At 68.4% G+C, this 15,283-nt stretch carries 11 protein-coding genes and 2 rRNA genes; 12 read left to right on the forward strand and 1 reads right to left on the reverse strand.

Features of this window, described 5'->3' with window-relative positions; all coding sequences use genetic code 11:
- The first annotated feature begins 4 nt into the window (after positions 1 to 4).
- The 7 genes from ACH9D3_RS07380 (at position 5) to ACH9D3_RS07410 (ending at position 4,535) form a co-directional block, all read left to right on the forward strand.
- Positions 5 to 652 (forward strand): DNA-3-methyladenine glycosylase I, encoded by a 648-nt coding sequence (locus tag ACH9D3_RS07380; RefSeq protein WP_396400911.1) that lies wholly within the window; start codon positions 5 to 7, stop codon positions 650 to 652.
- A 58-nt stretch (positions 653 to 710) separates the two neighbouring features.
- Positions 711 to 965, forward strand: coding sequence for a hypothetical protein (locus tag ACH9D3_RS07385; RefSeq protein WP_396410437.1), 255 nt, complete (start codon positions 711 to 713; stop codon positions 963 to 965).
- Positions 966 to 968: 3 nt separating this feature from the next.
- Entirely contained in the window at positions 969 to 1,802 is an 834-nt protein-coding gene (locus ACH9D3_RS07390; protein ID WP_396410438.1) for a PhzF family phenazine biosynthesis isomerase, read from the forward strand.
- A gap of 41 nt (positions 1,803 to 1,843) precedes the next feature.
- Positions 1,844 to 2,017 (forward strand): hypothetical protein, encoded by a 174-nt coding sequence (locus tag ACH9D3_RS07395; protein WP_396410439.1) that lies wholly within the window; start codon positions 1,844 to 1,846, stop codon positions 2,015 to 2,017.
- Between the two features lies 1 nt (position 2,018).
- On the forward strand, positions 2,019 to 2,888 hold the full coding sequence (locus ACH9D3_RS07400; RefSeq protein WP_396410440.1) for an SMP-30/gluconolactonase/LRE family protein: 870 nt from the start codon (positions 2,019 to 2,021) through the stop codon (positions 2,886 to 2,888).
- Between the two features lie 92 nt (positions 2,889 to 2,980).
- Positions 2,981 to 3,775 (forward strand): MerR family transcriptional regulator, encoded by a 795-nt coding sequence (locus tag ACH9D3_RS07405; protein ID WP_396400915.1) that lies wholly within the window; start codon positions 2,981 to 2,983, stop codon positions 3,773 to 3,775.
- 58 nt (positions 3,776 to 3,833) lie between these two features.
- A complete protein-coding gene (locus ACH9D3_RS07410; RefSeq protein WP_396400916.1) occupies positions 3,834 to 4,535 on the forward strand; it encodes a TetR/AcrR family transcriptional regulator in 702 nt (233 codons plus the stop codon).
- A 3-nt stretch (positions 4,536 to 4,538) separates the two neighbouring features.
- Here the strand turns inward: ACH9D3_RS07410 and ACH9D3_RS07415 are convergent, their stop codons facing one another.
- Entirely contained in the window at positions 4,539 to 5,084 is a 546-nt protein-coding gene (locus ACH9D3_RS07415) for a GNAT family N-acetyltransferase (RefSeq protein ID WP_396400917.1), read from the reverse strand.
- A 179-nt stretch (positions 5,085 to 5,263) separates the two neighbouring features.
- Between ACH9D3_RS07415 and ACH9D3_RS07420 the strand changes: the two genes are divergently transcribed.
- From ACH9D3_RS07420 to ACH9D3_RS07440, 5 genes are all read left to right on the forward strand, one after another.
- Positions 5,264 to 7,390 (forward strand): 3-hydroxyacyl-CoA dehydrogenase NAD-binding domain-containing protein, encoded by a 2,127-nt coding sequence (locus ACH9D3_RS07420; protein WP_396410441.1) that lies wholly within the window; start codon positions 5,264 to 5,266, stop codon positions 7,388 to 7,390.
- A 44-nt stretch (positions 7,391 to 7,434) separates the two neighbouring features.
- Positions 7,435 to 8,673 carry an acyl-CoA dehydrogenase family protein gene (locus ACH9D3_RS07425; protein ID WP_396410442.1) on the forward strand — a complete coding sequence of 413 codons (1,239 nt, stop codon included), beginning with the start codon at positions 7,435 to 7,437 and terminating at the stop codon, positions 8,671 to 8,673.
- Between the two features lie 33 nt (positions 8,674 to 8,706).
- Positions 8,707 to 9,018, forward strand: coding sequence for a hypothetical protein (locus ACH9D3_RS07430; protein ID WP_396410443.1), 312 nt, complete (start codon positions 8,707 to 8,709; stop codon positions 9,016 to 9,018).
- Between the two features lie 801 nt (positions 9,019 to 9,819).
- Positions 9,820 to 11,345: ribosomal RNA gene (locus ACH9D3_RS07435) — 16S ribosomal RNA — on the forward strand.
- Between the two features lie 668 nt (positions 11,346 to 12,013).
- Positions 12,014 to 15,147 (forward strand): 23S ribosomal RNA (locus tag ACH9D3_RS07440).
- The 16S and 23S rRNA genes sit together here, the layout of an rRNA operon.
- Positions 15,148 to 15,283: the final 136 nt, after the last annotated feature.

Genomic DNA, 15,283 nt, shown 5'->3' on the forward strand with positions numbered 1-15,283 from the left:
GGGCATGAGTCCTCTGCCTGATCCCGCGGCCGGACGTGGTCCCGGAACCGGTCTCGTCCTCGGCGAGGACGGGCTGCCCCGTCCCGCCTGGGCCGCGACGGACCCCCTGCTGCGCGCCTACTACGACACCGAGTGGGGGCAGCCCGTGCGGGACGAGCGCGGTCTCTACGAGCGGATCTGCCTCGAGGGCTTCCAGGCCGGTCTGTCCTGGGCCACGATCCTGCGCAAGCGCCCCGCCTTCCGCGCCGCCTTCGCGGGCTTCGACCCGGACACGGTCTCCGGGTTCGGCCCCGCCGACGTCGACCGGCTCCTGGCCGACGCCGGGATCGTGCGCCACCGGGGCAAGATCGAGGCCGCCGTCGGCAACGCCCGCGCCACCGTGGCCCTGCGCGCCGAGGGCGGGCTGCCCGAGCTCGTGTGGTCGTTCCGCCCGGCACGGACTCCCCGGCCGCGCACGGCCGCCGAGGTCCCGACCCGCTCGCCGGAGTCGGAGGCCCTGTCCCGGGCCCTGCGGGCGCGGGGCTTCCGCTTCGTGGGGCCGACCACGATGTACGCGCTGATGGAGGCGGTCGGGATCGTCGACACCCACCTCGTCGGCAGCCACCGTCGCGGCAGCTCCGGGGTGTGGCCGGACGCGCCGGACGCGCCGTAGGATCTCTGGCACCGCATCCGACGACGCCCCGCGTCGCCTTCCGGCAGGAGGCCCGGTCATGTACGACAACAGCAGACAGCCCAGCGCGGTGCTGCCCCTGGTCCTGAGCACCGTGGGCTCCGTCCTGGTCGGCATGGTGGTGCGGCGGCTGCGTGCGGACCGCGCCGCGGCCGGCGGAGCGGAGACGCCCGGAGGGCGGACGAGGGCCGGCGGACGGGACAGGCCCGGGGCGCGGGGCGCGGCGGCCGGCCGGGGCGGGCCGTCCGACCGGACCCGGCCCGCCCGCAGGACCTGGCGCGGGCCGGTGCTCTGAGCCGTGACGCGCCACGGGATCAGCTGGGTGGACGTCTTCTCGGCCGCACCGCTGGGCGGCAACCCGCTCGCCGTCGTGCACGGCGCCGACGTCCTCGACGAGGCCACCATGGCCCGGTTCGCGCGCTGGACCAACCTGTCCGAGACCACGTTCGTGCTCGAGCCCCGCGCCCCGGGCGCCGACTACCGGGTGCGGATCTTCACCCCCGGCGGGGAGCTGCCCTTCGCGGGGCACCCCACGCTCGGGACGGCGTCCGCCTGGCTCGCCCTCGGCGGGGAGCCCGCGGGCGAGGACGTCGTGCAGGAGTGCGGGGCGGGACTGGTGCACGTCCGGCGCCGCGGCGACCGGCTCTCGTTCGCCGCTCCGCCGCTGCTGCGCTACGAACCGGTGGTGGATCCAGCGCTGCTGGACCGCGTGGCCCGGTCCCTGCGGCTGGGCCCGTCCGCACTGCTCGACGTGTCCTGGCTCGACAACGGGCCCGGCTGGATCGGGGTGCGCGTGGCCGACGCCGAGACCGTCCTCGGGGTGCGCGCGGACTGGTCCGCGATGGCGGGGCTCAAGCTCGGCGTGGTCGGGACGCACCCGGCGGGCGCGGAGTGCGCGGTCGAGGTGCGCGCCTTCGTGGGCGACTGGGTCGTGGAGGACCCGGTCACCGGCAGTCTCAACGCGGGCCTGGCCCGGTGGCTGACCGACAACGGCTGGGCCCCGGACGGCTACGTCGCCGCCCAGGGCACGGTGCTCGGTCGCACCGGGCGCGTGCTGGTGGAGCGGGAAGCGGAGACGATCTGGGTCGGCGGGCACGTCAGCCCGGTGGTGCGAGGGACCGTGGAGCTGTAGCCGACGGCGCACAGGAGACCCGCGCTCAGTACTGTGGGCTCATGACGACCCAGGACATCACCTTCCGCACCCGCACGCGGACCGCGCCGGCGGACCCCGGCCCCGACGGCACCCTGTCCGGCGGGGGACTGCCGCGCCGGGCCGACGAGGAGGCGGCGGTCCGCGCGGTCGTCCGGCTCGGCGACCGGCGCGCCCCGCGCGAGCGGGGGCACTGAGATGTCGGTGCGGCGGCTGAGCGCCGAGCGGATCACGGACTCCGTGGCCCACCACGCCGAGGGCCCGTGCTGGTCGGAGTCCTGGGGCGGGCTGCGCTGGGTGGACATGACGGCGGGCGACGTCCTGTTCCTCGGCGCGGACGGCCAGGTCCTCCGCACGCACGTCGGGGACGTCGTGGCCTGTGTGCGCCCGCGCGCGACCGGTGGCGCGGTCCTGGCGGTCGAGACGGGGGTGGCCCTCGAGGACCCGGACGGAGTGGTCCACCCGCCCCGGCTGCTCTGGGAGCCCGGGGCGGTCCGGATGAACGAGGGCGGCGCCGCCCCGGACGGCTCCCTCTACGTCGGGTCCATGGCCTACGACCAGGCCGAGGGCGCGGCCACGCTCTACCGTGTGGATCCCGGCCTCGGGTGGGAGCCGGTCCTCGAGGGGGTCACCGTCTCGAACGGCATCGCGTGGTCCCCGGACGGAACCCTCGCGTACTACAACGACACGCCCACCGGGAAGGTCGACGTCTTCGACTGGTCGGAGTCCGCGGGCCTGCACGGCCGGCGCACCTTCGTGGTGCCGGAGCTCGCGGAGGGGGACGTCCACCCGGACGGGCTGACCGTCGACTCCGAGGGCGCGGTCTGGGTGGCGCTGCACGGTGCCGGCCAGGTGCACCGCTACACGGCCGACGGCGCGCTGGACACCGTCGTGGAGGTCGGCGCCCGGCAGACCACCGCGTGCTGCCTGGGCGGTGCGGACCTGCGCACCCTCTACGTCACCACCTCCCGCGAGAACCTCGACGCCGACGAGGACCCCGCCGCCGGTTCCCTGTTCGCCGTCCGGGTCGAGGTTCCCGGGCTGCCCGTCCTGCCCTTCGCGGGCTGACCGCGGTGCCGGGCGCCGGCGCACCCGTGGGCCCCGGGCGCAGGGCCCACGGGCTTGACCCTCACGCGACGGGAGGGCCCAGGGTGGAGGACATGGACGGACAGCGGCCCGCAGCGGCGGGCGAGCGGCTCACCGTGGGGCAGGTCGCGGAGCGCTTCGGCGTCACCGTGCGCACGCTCCACCACTACGACGACGTGGGCCTGCTGCGCCCGCGCGAACGCTCGGCGGGCGGATACCGCCTGTACACGGAGGACGACCTCCTCCGGCTCCGGCACGTCGTGGTCTACCGCCGGCTCGGCTTCCCCCTCGAGCGCATCGAGGAGCTGCTGGCCGCGGAGGACCCCGGGTCCGTGCTGGCGCACCTGCGCCGGCAGCGCGAGTCCGTCCTGGCGAGGCAGGCCGAACTGGCCGACCTCGTCACCGCGATCGACCGAGCACTGGAGAAGGAAATGACCGGAATCGACCTGACCCCGGAGGAGCGGCGCGAGCTGTTCGGCGAGGGCTTCAGCGACGAGTACGCCGCCGAGGCCGAGCGCCGCTGGGGCGACACCGACGCGTGGGAGCAGTCCCGTCGGCGCACGGCCGGCTACGACCCGCAGGACTGGCGGCGGATCGCCGCCGAGACCGCGGCGATCAACGAGCGGTTCGCCGCGGCCCGGCGCGCCGGCCTGCCCGCGGACTCGATCGAGGCGATGGACGCCGCGGAGGCCGCCCGGCGGCAGATCCACGAGCGCTTCTACGACCTCCCGCCGGAGTTCCACCGGGCCCTGGGGGACATGTACGTGGCGGACCCGCGGTTCACCAAGACCTACGAGGACCTGGAGCCCGGGCTGGCGCAGTACGTCCGCGACGCGATCCACGCCAACGCCGACCGCGCCGCGGGCTGAGGCACCCGCGGGCCGGGCGGGGCGGCCGCCGGTCTAGGATCGCCTGGAGGAGGCATCCATGACCGAGACCCCCCGGGCGGCCCCGGACGTCGTGACCGGCTCGATCCGCCTGCTGGCCGAGCAGGGCTGGGAGGCCACGACCGTGGACCGGCTGGCGCTGGCCGCCGGGATCAGCCGGGCCACGTTCTTCCGCAAGTACGGGTCCAAGGAGGACATCGTCTTCGCGGACCACGCCGCGAACCTGGAGCGCCTCGAGCAGCTGCTCGCCCGCGTCGCGGGCCGGCCGGACGCGGACCCGGCCGGCGCCCTGCGGGACGGCGTGCTCCTGGTCTTCCGCCACCACCTCGACCACCGGGAGCGGGCGCTGGCCCGCAGCGCCCTGCTGCGCCAGGTGCCTCAGCTGCGGGACCGCGAGCTCATCACGTCGCACCGCTACGAGCGCGTCCTGCGGCGCTACCTCGACTCCGCCCTGCCCGACTCCCCGGACCGGGCGACGCTGGCCACGGCGCTGTCCGCGGCCGCCGTGGCCGTGCACAACGCGCAGCTGCGGGCCTGGCTGCGCTCCCCGGACACCGATCCCTCGGCCGAGCTGGCGGTGCGGCTCGAGCGCCTGGCGCGCACCCTCCTCGCCGGGTACGACGACGGCGCGGTGCACCCGGCCGCCGCCCCCGGGGCGCGGCCCGCCGTCGTCGTCACCGTCCTGGACCCCGGTGCGGGCACGGAGGAGGTCCTGGCGTCCGTGCGCGACGCCCTGGGCTAGGGCTCAGAGCTCGCCGGCGAGAATCGCGTAGATCAGCTCGTCGCGCCACTCGCCCAGCTGGTGGTGGCTCTCGCGCAGGGTCGCCTCCAGGCGCATGCCGATGCGCTCGCAGACCTTGGCGGAGCTCACGTTGAGGGCGTCCAGGCTCGCGCAGACCCGGTGCGCGCCCAGCTCGGAGAACGCGAACTCGATCGCGGCGCGGGCGGCCTCGGAGGCGATGCCCCTGCCCGCGTGGTCGGGGTGGACCACCCAGCCGATCTCGATCTGCGCCGCGGCCGCGTCCATGAGGGTCAGCACGATCTCGCCCGCGAGCTCCCGGGAGCCCCGGGGGGAGACGGCGAAGCGGACGTGGTCCCCGTCCCGGCCCCACGGACGCATCCCGCTGTTCTCCGCGAGGGCGCGTGCGCACTCCTCGCGCGTGCGGGGACCGCGCCACGCGTACCGCGCGTAGTCCTCGCGGCTCTGGTAGGAGTGCATGGGGTCGAGGTCCGCGGCGTCGAAGCGGCGGAACGCAAGGCGTTCGGTCTCTGGGGGCAGCACGTCGATCATCCCCGCCAGCGTATCCGGCGCAGGGACCGCGGAGCACGTCCGGTGCCGGGCGAGCACAGCGTCCGTGCGCCGACGCGACGGGAGACGACTCCGAACCCTTGTGAGACTCAATACCTTGACCTGATACTCGGTATCAGTCAGAGTGGTGACGATCACACCTCGTCGTCAGGAGTCCGCCCATGGCACCCGCCCCGTCCTTCCCCTCCACCGTCACGGTGGACGTCGAGCAGGTGCTCCTGCCCGGCCGGTCCACCCCCGTCGCCCTCGTGCGGCTGGACTCCACCCCGCCGGGCGGGCTGATCATCTGGGGCTCCGAGGCCCTGGGGCAGCTCCAGGAGGCGCTGGAGTCGATCGACCAGTCCGCGGTGGAGGCGATCGTGGTCACCGGCAACGCCCGCTCCTTCGGTGCGGGGGCCGATCTCAAGGAGATCCGCCACGCCCAGCTCAGCGGCGTGTCCGACCGGTACGTGGGACTCGGCCACGAGGCCTTCGGCGTCCTCGCCGATGCGAGCGTGCCCACCTTCTCCCTGCTGACGGGGCAGGCCCTGGGCGGCGGGCTCGAGCTGGCCCTCCACACGGACCACCGCGCGGCCCATCCGCGCACGGGCCCGCTCGGCCTGCCGGAGTGCCGCCTCGGCTTCTTCCCGGGCTGGGGCGGCGTCCACCTGCTCCCGCACCTGATCGGGCCGGCCGCGGCGCTGCGCGTCATCGTGTCCGACTCCCTGCGGGGCCGGAACCTCAAGGCGCAGGAGGCCCTCGAGCTCGGACTGGTGGACGTCGTCCTCGACGCCGTCCCGGGGACCGCGGAGTGGGACCCGGCCTGGCAGCAGTGGGTCGCCGGACGACTCGGCGCGCTCGACGGCGGGGAGCCCCGCCGCCGCGCGGGCACGCCCGGCGGCACCGGGGAGCAGCAGTGGCGCGACGCCGTCGAGCAGGCCCGGTCCCGGGCCGAGCGCACCTGGCACGGGGCGGCTCCCGCCCCGCTCGTGGCGATCGACCTCGTCGCGGACGCACGCACCGAGACCCGCACCGAGAACGGGAACAAGGCCGTCGCAGCCTTCACCGAGCTGGTGCGCGGAGACGTGGCCAAGGCCTCCCTCTACGCCTTCGAGCTCGTCTCGGCGCGTGCCCGGCAGGCGGCGGACGTCCCCGCCGCAGAGCCCGTGCCCGTGCGCAAGGCCGCCGTGATCGGCGCCGGCCTGATGGCCGGCCAGCTCGCCTCGCTCATCGCGAGCGGTGCCGGGATCCCCGTGGTCATGACCGACCTCGACGACGAACGGCTCGCCGCGGGCGTGGCCCGGACCCGGGAGCGCTTCGCCGCCCAGGCGGCCAGGGGCCGGATCAGCGCGGAGCAGGCCGAGCGGATCGGCGCCCTCGTCACGGGGGCGAGCGGACCGGAGGACCTCGCCGACGCGGACTTCGTGATCGAGGCCGTCTTCGAGGACCTCGGCGTGAAGAAGAAGGTCTTCGCCCAGTGGGAGCAGGTCGTGCGGCCGGACGCGATCCTCGCGACGAACACGAGCTCCCTGTCCGTGACCGCGATGGCGGAGGACCTCCGGCATCCCGAGCGGGTGGTCGGCTTCCACGTCTTCAACCCCGTGGAGGTCACCCCGCTCCTCGAGATCGTCGCCGGGCAGCGGACCGGCGACACGGCCCTCGTGACCGCCTTCGAGCTCGCCGCGAAGCTGCGCCGCACGGCGGTGCGCGTCCAGGACGCCCCGGGCTTCGTGGTCAACCGGGTGCTGACCCGGCTGTTCGACGTGATCGTCCAGGCGATCGACGCGGGCACGGACGTGGCGGCCGCCGACCACGCCCCCGACCCGATGGGCCTCCCCATGACCCCGCTGCGGCTGCTCGACTTCGTGGGCCCGGCCGTGCTCCACCACGTGGACGAGACCATGCACCGGGCCTATCCCGAGCGCTTCGCGCAGTCCCCGTGGATGGACGCGGTGGTCGAGGCGGGTCTCACCCACGTCCTGCCCACCGAGACCGCCCCGGAGACGGGCCCGGACGGCTACCTCGCCGCGGACGCCGCCCGGCTGCTCGACCGGACCCGGACGGAGCACCGGGGCTCCGCCGCCGGTGCCCCCGCCTCGCCGGAGGAGCTGCTCGTGCGGGTCCAGGACGCCCTGGCCGAGGAGATCGGCACGATGCTGCGGGAGGGCGTCGTCGCGGGACCCGAGGACGTGGACCTGTGCATGGTCCTCGGGGCCAACTACCCCTTCCACCTGGGCGGGATCACTCCTTACCTCGACCGCACCGGCGCCTCCGAGCGCGTCCTCGGCCGCCGCTTCCACCGGGACTGACCCGCTCCGACTCCGCACCCGCTCACCGAACGAAGGATCCTGCCATGACCGCCACCCCTGAGACCGGCCAGAACCTGTTCCCCGCCGGCACCGTGGAGCCCGACTACGTCCTCGACGAGGCCCTCGACACGGACGCCGCCGGTGTCTTCGAGTCGGTCTCCGACACCGACCGTGGGCACTGGATGCGCGCCCGCCGGTTCGTCCAGGAGGACCTGCTGCCCGTCATCGGCGAGCACTGGGACCGCTCCGAGTACTCCCTCGACCTCGTCCGCCGGCTCGGGGAGCTCGACCTGCTGCGCGACGGCGTCTCCGTCGGCGGCTACGAGGAGATGTCCAAGACCGCCGCGGGGCTGATCAGCATGGAGCTCTCCCGCGGGGACGGGTCGATCGCCACCGTCTCCGGTGTCCAGGGCGGGCTCGCCATGCGCTCGATCGCGATGTGCGGCTCCGAGGAGCAGCGGCAGCGGTACCTGCCCCGGATGGCCACGGGCGAGCTCCTCGGCGCGTTCGCCCTCACGGAGCCGACCCACGGCTCGGACTCGGTGAGCCTCGAGACCCGGGCCACCCCGGTGGACGGCGGCTGGGTGCTCAACGGGGAGAAGAAGTGGATCGGCAACGGCTCGATGGGCGGGATCACCGTGGTGTGGGCCCGTTCCGACGAGGACGGACAGGTCCGGGGGTTCGTGGTCCCCCAGGAGAGCCGGGGCTACACCGGTACGACCATCCGCGGCAAGCTCGCCCTGCGCGCCATCCACCAGGCGCACCTCCGGTTCGACGGTGTCTTCGTGCCCGAGGAGAACGCCCTTCCGCGGGCGCGGTCCTTCAAGAACACCGCCGACGTCCTGTTCGCGACCCGCATCAGCGTGGCGTGGGGCGCGGTGGGCCATGCCCAGGCCTGCTACGAGACCGCCGTGCAGTACGCGAAGCAGCGCGTCCAGTTCGGCCGCCCCCTCGCCGCCTCGCAGATCGTCCAGGAACGCCTGGCCCGGATGCTGAGCGAGCTCACGCAGATCCAGCTGCTCGTGACCCGGATGACCGAGCGGGAGGAGGGCGGCACGCTCACGGGCGAGCAGGCCTCGCTGGCGAAGTACACCTCCACGCGCACCGCCCGCTCGATCGCGGCCAACGCCCGGGACCTCATGGGCGGCAACGGCATCCTGGTCGAGAACCGCGTGGCGCGCCACTTCGCCGACATCGAGGCCCTGCACACCTACGAGGGCACCGAGACCATGCAGGCCCTGATCATCGGACGCAGCATCACCGGCATCAGCGCCTTCGTCTGACCGGCCGCTGTCCGCCAGCACGACGGCGCCGCCGTGGAACGAGTCGTTGCTCGGGTCGATCTCGTCCTCGAACGCAGGATCCTCGGGGACGTCGAGGTCCGCGATCGCCTCGCCCATGCTGGGCTCCTCGGGCGGCACCTGCTCGTCGCCCGCCTCGTAGCGGGACTCCGCCGACTCGTCCCGCAGCTCCTGCTCCGACGGGACCTCAGGGTTCGCGGGGTCCACCCGCTCGTCCTGCGGGCCGGCCTCGGCGCCCTCGATCAGCGGGTCCTCGCGCCAGTGCTCGGGATCGACCTCGGCGGCGCCCTCGTAGGTGTCGGGGCTCTCCGGCAGTTCTTCCGGTGACGTGCTCATCTGCTGTCCTTTCGGGTCGCGGGATGGGGTGCTCCATCAGCCTACGCACTGCCGCTCCTGCTCCTCCTGCCCGGTACGGGTGCCGGAGCCGGAGCCGAGGCCGGAGCGGCTGCCGGTGCCGGTGTCCCCGGAGCACGGCATCACCCGTCGCTCCCTGCGGTGCTCCGGCACCGCGCCGGCGCGGCTCTCCCGGCGGGGTGCCGCCCCGGACCACGAGGGCGCCGGCGCGACCCGGCAACCGTTTTGACGGTCCTCCGAGGCCTGTGTAATGTATTCCGAGTCGCCGCAAGGGATGCGAGAGATCGCCCCGGACGGCAACGCCGACATCCGGCGGACCCAACCCTCCGAAGCCTCCTGGCCGATCACCGCTGCGCGGTGGCCGACCGCTTGTGGGCCGAGTGCGGGTCGGGTACGCTGGTGAAGCTCAATCGGACGGTGGCGAGCGATCGCCGCGACCGACGGTGACGGATCCGACGGATCCCCGTCCCTGCTTCCCGGAAAGAGCCCACCACCGCAGAGCGGTGGAAAAGCGATTTGGGGAAGCAGAAAAGACGGGATACGCTGAGAAGGTCGCCGAGGGGAAAGCGAGAAATCGCGGGAACCGAGCAAAAAAGAATTTCATCACGGTTTCTGGGTGTTGTGCCTGGTTGCTGGTCTGTTGTTTGAGAACTCAATAGTGTGCCATGTTTGTTGATACCGAAAGTTTTTTTCGGTTGATTGGTTGTCGCCGTTCCGCCTCCGTGGGGTGGTGGCAGCATTTTCAGCCGGGTTCGAAATGTTTTCGTTGTTTTTTTGACGGAGAGTTTGATCCTGGCTCAGGACGAACGCTGGCGGCGTGCTTAACACATGCAAGTCGAACGATGATGCCCAGCTTGCTGGGTGGATTAGTGGCGAACGGGTGAGTAATACGTGAGTAACCTGCCCTTGACTCTGGGATAAGCCTGGGAAACCGGGTCTAATACTGGATACTACTGCGCATCGCATGGTGTGTGGTGGAAAGGGTTTTACTGGTTTTGGATGGGCTCACGGCCTATCAGCTTGTTGGTGGGGTAATGGCTCACCAAGGCGACGACGGGTAGCCGGCCTGAGAGGGTGACCGGCCACACTGGGACTGAGACACGGCCCAGACTCCTACGGGAGGCAGCAGTGGGGAATATTGCACAATGGGCGGAAGCCTGATGCAGCGACGCCGCGTGAGGGATGACGGCCTTCGGGTTGTAAACCTCTTTCAGTAGGGAAGAAGCGAGAGTGACGGTACCTGCAGAAGAAGCGCCGGCTAACTACGTGCCAGCAGCCGCGGTAATACGTAGGGCGCAAGCGTTGTCCGGAATTATTGGGCGTAAAGAGCTCGTAGGCGGTTTGTCGCGTCTGCTGTGAAAGCCCGGGGCTCAACCCCGGGTCTGCAGTGGGTACGGGCAGACTAGAGTGCAGTAGGGGAGACTGGAATTCCTGGTGTAGCGGTGAAATGCGCAGATATCAGGAGGAACACCGATGGCGAAGGCAGGTCTCTGGGCTGTTACTGACGCTGAGGAGCGAAAGCATGGGGAGCGAACAGGATTAGATACCCTGGTAGTCCATGCCGTAAACGTTGGGCACTAGGTGTGGGGGACATTCCACGTTTTCCGCGCCGTAGCTAACGCATTAAGTGCCCCGCCTGGGGAGTACGGCCGCAAGGCTAAAACTCAAAGGAATTGACGGGGGCCCGCACAAGCGGCGGAGCATGCGGATTAATTCGATGCAACGCGAAGAACCTTACCAAGGCTTGACATTCACCGGACCGCCCCAGAGATGGGGTTTCCCTTCGGGGCTGGTGGACAGGTGGTGCATGGTTGTCGTCAGCTCGTGTCGTGAGATGTTGGGTTAAGTCCCGCAACGAGCGCAACCCTCGTTCTATGTTGCCAGCACGTGATGGTGGGGACTCATAGGAGACTGCCGGGGTCAACTCGGAGGAAGGTGGGGATGACGTCAAATCATCATGCCCCTTATGTCTTGGGCTTCACGCATGCTACAATGGCCGGTACAAAGGGTTGCGATACTGTGAGGTGGAGCTAATCCCAAAAAGCCGGTCTCAGTTCGGATTGAGGTCTGCAACTCGACCTCATGAAGTCGGAGTCGCTAGTAATCGCAGATCAGCAACGCTGCGGTGAATACGTTCCCGGGCCTTGTACACACCGCCCGTCAAGTCACGAAAGTTGGTAACACCCGAAGCCGGTGGCCTAACCCCTTGTGGGAGGGAGCCGTCGAAGGTGGGACTGGCGATTGGGACTAAGTCGTAACAAGGTAGCCGTACCGGAAGGTGCGGCTGGATCACCTCCTTTCTAAGGAGCCGTTGGCCGCCGTGTGGTGGCCGCCCCTGCCGCAGTGCCCGTTCGTGGTGCTGGTGGGGTGAGCTCATGGGTGGAATATCAACGAGCAAGTGGCCGCGTTCCTGCTGGTCTCCCTGTTGTTTGGGGGGGTCGGTGGTGTGCCGGCCGGGTGGGTCCTAGTACCTGCTGCTGTGTTCTCGTGCTCCCGGGTTGTTCCGGGGGTGCGTGGGTGTGGTGGTGGTGGAAGGGGTGCTCCCGGTGGGTGGGCGTGGTCCATGGCGCACTGTTGGGTCCTGAGACAACAGGCCCCGTGGTTCCTCGTGCGGTGCCGGTGGGTTTTCCCTGCTGGTGGGTGCGGGGTGCGGGGGTGTTGGATCTGGGTTCCCGGTGTCCTGCCGGTGGGGGTGGTCCTGAACGGGGCCGCGACCACCAGTGTGTGGGATGTGCGGGTTGTTGTTTGAGAACTGTATAGTGGACGCGAGCATCTTAAGAACGGGTGCTGCAGTCGCGCGCTGGTCGTGGTCGTCCTGGACGGGGGTTTGTGCCCTGGTGCGGGGTGGTGCGGCCGGTGGTGTGGTTGTGGTGCCGTGTTCGTGATTGATCGCCGATCGTCGCCGCTGCCGGGCGTCCTCTTCGGAGGGGGTGTGGTGGTGGTGGTATCGGTGTGTTCTGTGATCATGTGGCAAGTTTTTAAGGGCGCACGGTGGATGCCTTGGCATCAGGAGCCGATGAAGGACGCGGTAATCTGCGATAAGCCTCGGGGAGCTGATAAACGAGCTGTGATCCGAGGGTCTCCGAATGGGGAAACCCCGCCGCGTGTTATGCGTGGTGACCCGCACCTGAATTCATAGGGTGTGTGGAGGGAACGTGGGGAAGTGAAACATCTCAGTACCCACAGGAAGAGAAAACAACAGTGATTCCGTCAGTAGTGGCGAGCGAACGCGGAAGAGGCCAAACCGATGGTGTGTGATACCCGGCAGGGGTTGCATCATCGGGGTCGTGGGGCGTGTCGTCCCGGGTCTGCCGGCCCGGGCGTGTGAGTGCAGGACGATAGTCGAACCGGTGTGAGTGCCGGACCGGAGAGGGTGGGAGTCCCGTAGACGAAATCGTTGCTGCCGCACGGTGCACGTACCCAAGTAGCACGGGGCCCGAGAAATCCCGTGTGAATCTGCCAGGACCACCTGGTAAGCCTAAATACTACCTGATGACCGATAGCGGACCAGTACCGTGAGGGAAAGGTGAAAAGTACCCCGGGAGGGGAGTGAAATAGTACCTGAAACCGTGTGCCTACAAACCGTCGGAGCCTGTGAGGGTGACGGCGTGCCTTTTGAAGAATGAGCCTGCGAGTTAGTGTTACGTCGCGAGGTTAACCCGTGAGGGGTATCCGTAGCGAAAGCGAGTCTGAATAGGGCGAGTGAGTGGCGTGATCTAGACCCGAAGCGAAGTGATCTACCCATGGCCAGGTTGAAGCGCGTGTAAGAGCGCGTGGAGGACCGAACCCACTTCAGTTGAAAATGGAGGGGATGAGCTGTGGGTAGGGGTGAAAGGCCAATCAAACTTCGTGATAGCTGGTTCTCCCCGAAATGCATTTAGGTGCAGCGTTACGTGTTTCTTGCCGGAGGTAGAGCTACTGGATGGCCGATGGGCCCTACAAGGTTACTGACGTCAGCCAAACTCCGAATGCCGGTAAGTGAGAGCGTAGCAGTGAGACTGTGGGGGATAAGCTTCATAGTCGAGAGGGAAACAGCCCAGACCACCAACTAAGGCCCCTAAGCGTGTGCTAAGTGGGAAAGGATGTGGAGTTGCTCAGACAACCAGGAGGTTGGCTTAGAAGCAGCCATCCTTGAAAGAGTGCGTAATAGCTCACTGGTCAAGTGATTCCGCGCCGACAATGTAGCGGGGCTCAAGTACACCGCCGAAGTTGTGGCATTGCACCAATGATACCCAACCGGGTCCTTGATGGTCCTGGTTCAGGTGGTGCGATGGGTAGGGGAGCGTCGTGTGGGCAGTGAAGCTGCGGGGTGACCCAGTGGTGGAGCCCACACGAGTGAGAATGCAGGCATGAGTAGCGAATGACGGGTGAGAAACCCGTCCGCCGGATGATCAAGGGTTCCAGGGTCAAGCTAATCTGCCCTGGGTCAGTCGGGACCTAAGGCGAGGCCGACAGGCGTAGTCGATGGACAACGGGTTGATATTCCCGTACCGGCGAAGAACCGCCCATACCGAACCGGGGACACTAACCACCCGAACCGTATCCTGATGCCGGCCTTTGGCCGGTGGACGGTGCGGGGAGCGTGGGACCTGAACCGGGGAGGTAAGCGTATTAACAGGTGTGACGCAGGAAGGTAGCCGAGCCGGGCGATGGTAGACCCGGTCTAAGCGTGTAGGGCGATCCGTTGGCAAATCCGCGGATCATGTGCCTGAGACGTGACGGGACCCCCATTCGTGGGGGGATTCGGTGATCCTATGCTGCCGAGAAAAGCATCGACGCGAGGTTCCAGCCGCCCGTACCCCAAACCGACACAGGTGATCAGGTAGAGAATACTAAGGCGATCGAGAGAATCATGGTTAAGGAACTCGGCAAAATGCCCCCGTAACTTCGGGAGAAGGGGGGCCCGGACCGTGGACACCACTAGCTGGTGCGAGCGGGCAAGGGCCGCAGAGACCAGGGGGAAGCGACTGTTTATCAAAAACACAGGTCCGTGCGAAGTCGCAAGACGATGTATACGGACTGACTCCTGCCCGGTGCTGGAAGGTTAAGAGGACCTGTTAGCCTCACGGCGAAGCGGAGAATTTAAGCCCCAGTAAACGGCGGTGGTAACTATAACCATCCTAAGGTAGCGAAATTCCTTGTCGGGTAAGTTCCGACCTGCACGAATGGAGTAACGACTTCCCCGCTGTCTCAACCATGAACTCGGCGAAATTGCAGTACGAGTAAAGATGCTCGTTACGCGCAGCAGGACGGAAAGACCCCGAGACCTTTACTATAGTTTGGTATTGGTGTTCGGTGTGGCTTGTGTAGGATAGGTGGGAGACGTTGAAGCGGGCACGCCAGTGCACGTGGAGTCATCGTTGAAATACCACTCTGGTCACTCTGGACATCTAACTTCGGCCCGTGATCCGGGTCAGGGACAGTGCCTGATGGGTAGTTTAACTGGGGCGGTTGCCTCCTAAAGAGTAACGGAGGCGCCCAAAGGTTCCCTCAGCCTGGTTGGCAATCAGGTGTCGAGTGTAAGTGCACAAGGGAGCTTGACTGTGAGAGCGACAGCTCGAGCAGGGACGAAAGTCGGGACTAGTGATCCGGCGGTACATTGTGGAATGGCCGTCGCTCAACGGATAAAAGGTACCTCGGGGATAACAGGCTGATCTTGCCCAAGAGTCCATATCGACGGCATGGTTTGGCACCTCGATGTCGGCTCGTCGCATCCTGGGGCTGGAGTTGGTCCCAAGGGTTGGGCTGTTCGCCCATTAAAGCGGTACGCGAGCTGGGTTCAGAACGTCGTGAGACAGTTCGGTCCCTATCCGCTGCGCGCGCAGGAAATTTGAGAAGACCTGTCCTTAGTACGAGAGGACCGGGACGGACGAACCTCTGGTATGGCAGTTGTACCGCCAGGTGCACCGCTGCTTCGCTACGTTCGGAAGAGATAACCGCTGAAAGCATCTAAGCGGGAAGCTCGCTTCGAGATGAGATTTCCATGCACCAACAGGTGTGAGAGGCCCCCAGCTAGACCACTGGGTTGATAGGCCGGAGGTGGAAGCACGAACCAACGACGTGTGCAGCCGACCGGTACTAATACGCCGACAACTTACACCACACCCCACCCCGAACCACCCACGGTGAGTAATCACCGGCGGTGACACCGGGTGGGAACACCACAGAACACCGCGTCCACTATACGGCTCCCGACCAACAACCCGTTGGCCAGGAACACCGCCCCCCGACGGGGCGG

The sequence above is a fragment of the Kocuria kalidii genome (assembly GCF_044462225.1).
Taxonomy (GTDB): Bacteria; Actinomycetota; Actinomycetes; order Actinomycetales; family Micrococcaceae; genus Kocuria; species Kocuria kalidii.